Source organism: Luteitalea sp., assembly GCF_044337415.1.
Taxonomy (GTDB): domain Bacteria; phylum Acidobacteriota; class Vicinamibacteria; order Vicinamibacterales; family Vicinamibacteraceae; genus Luteitalea.
Genome location: NZ_JBIINP010000372.1, coordinates 1 through 2811 on the forward strand (window position 1 = coordinate 1; position 2811 = coordinate 2811).

General features: G+C 68.7%; 3 protein-coding genes and 1 pseudogene. 3 read left to right on the forward strand and 1 reads right to left on the reverse strand.

The annotated features are described in order from the left end of the window. The 3 genes from ACIRDX_RS22470 to ACIRDX_RS22480 all read left to right on the forward strand — a co-directional run. Positions 1-530 (forward strand): PstA family ABC transporter permease (locus ACIRDX_RS22470; protein WP_396627649.1); only part of this gene is annotated, 530 nt, incomplete at its 5' end. 7 nt (positions 531-537) lie between these two features. Next, complete coding sequence (locus tag ACIRDX_RS22475; RefSeq protein ID WP_396627650.1) at positions 538-1296, forward strand: phosphate ABC transporter ATP-binding protein; 759 nt, start codon at positions 538-540, stop codon at positions 1294-1296. Beyond that, the gene (locus ACIRDX_RS22480) at positions 1293-2072 is read left to right on the forward strand and encodes a phosphate ABC transporter ATP-binding protein (protein WP_396627651.1); all 780 of its coding nucleotides are present in this window, start codon (positions 1293-1295) and stop codon (positions 2070-2072) included. The genes ACIRDX_RS22475 and ACIRDX_RS22480 overlap by 4 nt, the downstream gene beginning before the upstream one ends. Before the next feature lie 62 nt (positions 2073-2134). Here ACIRDX_RS22480 and ACIRDX_RS22485 read toward each other — a convergent pair. Continuing rightward, positions 2135-2811: pseudogene (locus ACIRDX_RS22485) on the reverse strand (hypothetical protein); the annotation flags it as partial.

Below are 2811 nucleotides of genomic sequence, written 5' to 3' on the forward strand. Positions count from 1 at the left end.
CCAGCATCGTGCATGCCCTCTTCGGGCTCGGCGCCTTCGTGCTGGCCGCCGGACTCGGCCAGTCCATCCTCGCCGCCTCGCTCACGCTGGCCGTGATGACGCTGCCGGTGATCATCGCCAGCACGTCAGAGGCACTGTCGTCCGTGCCGCGTTCCTTCCGGGAGGCGTGCTGGAACGTCGGCGCCACGCGGTGGCAGACCATCCGCGTGGTGGTGCTGCCCAATGCCGTCAGCGGCATCCTCACGGGCGTCATCCTGCAGGTGTCGCGCGCCGCGGGCGAGACGGCGCCCATCCTCTTCACCGGCGCGGTGATGTACAAGGCCGTCGACCAGGGCGACCTGTTCCCGTACCGCCTCACCGAGAGCGCGATGGCACTGGCCACTCACCTCTACAACCTCGCCACCCAGATCAACGGGGCGCCAGATTCCCTGCAGTTCGCCACGGCCACGGTGCTCGTGGGGGCGGTGCTCCTGGTCAACTCCACCGCCGTCGTCCTGCGCGTCTACCTGCGCAACCGGAAGAAGTGGTAGGCGCCCGATGAGCACGGACACGGCCATCGCGGTCAGGGACCTCCGGGTGCGGTACGGAGCCACGGAGGTGATCCACGGGATCTCCTTCGAGGTGCACCGCGGCGAGATTCTCGGCGTGATCGGCCCGGCGCAGTCGGGCAAGACCTCCATGCTGCGCTGCCTGAACCGGACGCTGGAGTTCACGCCAGGCGCCCGGATGCAGGGGGTGGTCGAGGTCAACGGCGAGGATGTCGCGCGGACGCGCGACGTGTATGCGCTGCGCCGCACCATCGGCATGGTCGCGCCCCTGCCAGTGGGCCTGCCGCTGTCCATCTACGACAACGTCGCCTTCGCCCCGCGTGCGGCCGGGCTGACGGCGCGTGCCTCGCTCGATGAACTCGTGGAGCGCTGCCTCGTGCAGGCGGCCCTGTGGGACGAGGTGAAGGATCGGCTCCACACCCTGGGCACCAAGCTCTCGGGCGGGCAGCAGCAGCGCCTGACCATCGCCCGCGCCCTCTCGCACCGGCCCGCCATCCTGTGCCTCGACGAGTTTTCCATCGCCATCGACCCGGTCACGACGATGCGCATCGAGGACGTGCTGAAGCAGCTCAAGGCGGAGATGACGATCGTGCTCGTGACCAACCTCACGCAGCAGGCGCGGCGCCTCGCCGACCGGACGATGTTCCTGCTCGACGGCGAGATCGTCGAGATCGGCGCGACCGATCAGGTGTTCTCGCGGCCTGCCGACCAGCGCACGGGCGACTACGTGAACGGGATCTTCGGATGAGTGTCGACGCAGGCGCCTACGGGATCGAGACGCGCGGCCTCAACCTCTGGTATGGCGACTTCCAGGCCCTGCGCGACGTGTCGCTGCAGATCAAGCCGCAGCTGATCACGTCGCTCATCGGGCCCTCGGGATGCGGCAAGACGACGTTGCTGCGCTGCTTCAACCGGGTGAACGAGCGCTACGGCTCGGTGCGCACCACCGGCGCCATCGAGGTGCTCGGGCAGGACATCTACGCCCCTGCCGTCTCGCTGGTCGAACTGCGCAAGGCCGTCGGCATGGTGTTCCAGCGGCCCAACCCCCTGCCGATCTCGGTGTACGAGAACGTCGTCTTCGGCCTGCGCGTGCACGGGGACCGGCGCAGCCTGGCGAAGACGATGCTCGATGAGGCCGTGGAGCGCGCCCTCCGGGAGGTCGGCCTGTGGGACGACCTCAAGGATCGCCTGCACGAGCGCGCCACCGGCCTGCAGCTCGAGCAGCAGCAGAAGCTGTGCATCGCGCGGTTGCTGCCTCTGAAGCCGAGCGTCATCCTGATGGACGAGCCCTGCTCGGCACTCGATACCGCAGGCACCCGCGCCGTCGAGGAACTGATGCTCGTGCTCAAGGAGCGGTTCACGATTCTGATCGTGACGCACAGCATGTCGCAGGCCCGCCGCATCAGCGACGAGTGCGTGTTCATGCTGCTGGGCGAAGTGGTCGAGCACGCGCGGACCGAGCAGCTCTTCCTCTCCCCGAAGGACTCGCGCACGACCGACTACGTCGAGGGACGATACGGCTAGCCGTCGCCCTTGGGCGACGGTCTGGGGTACGTCGGGGGAGGCACGGGTGCCCGGTGCGGCGCCTACGACCCCTGGCCTCCTGGACCGAAGCAGCGCAGCGTGACCAGCGGCTCGCTGCGCGACGTGTTGGTGAACGTCACGCCCTGCCGCGCGCCCGCGTCGCTGCAGAACCACTCGTCGTCGCTGAGGTCGGTCACGCGCAGCATCGACGGGCTCGAGATCGGCTCGCCGTTGATCGTCCCCGTGCCCTGGACGCACACCAGCGTCCACGCGCTGGTATCGCGGACCGTGCAGGTCGCGCCTGGCTCCAGCGTGAGTTCCTTGGCAGAGAACAGGTCGCCGTTCGCGAAGGTCCCGTAGACCACCCAGCGGTCCACGAAGCCCGGCCCCTCGCTTGCCACACGCGGACGCAGCAGGTGCCGCTCCCGGAACGTCTTGTCGAGGTTCAGGTCCCAATCCAACTGCTCGACCAGGTAGTCGAGATCGTCGTGATGCTCCGGTGGCACGTCCTGCACGAGGAGGTCGCGGGGCACGGCCTGACCGTCCACCAGCGACTGGTACATCGACTTCACGTCCGAGGCCCACTGCGGTTCGTACGTGCACAGTGAGCCGGGCGCGTGGAGCATGCGCGGCGGGACCAGCCATCCCGTGCCGAGTTCGAGCCGCGACGCCTCGCTGAGGTCGAGGATGCCGTTGTCGCCGGCATGCCACCGCTCGAGGCAGCGGCGCACGTCGGCCT

Bases quoted from the DNA above. Each gene is read 5' to 3' on its own strand.
- ACIRDX_RS22480 (WP_396627651.1), top strand. From the start codon at position 1,293: ATGAGTGTCGACGCAGGCGCCTACGGGATCGAGACGCGCGGCCTCAAC.
- ACIRDX_RS22475 (WP_396627650.1), top strand. From the start codon at position 538: ATGAGCACGGACACGGCCATCGCGGTCAGGGACCTCCGGGTGCGGTAC.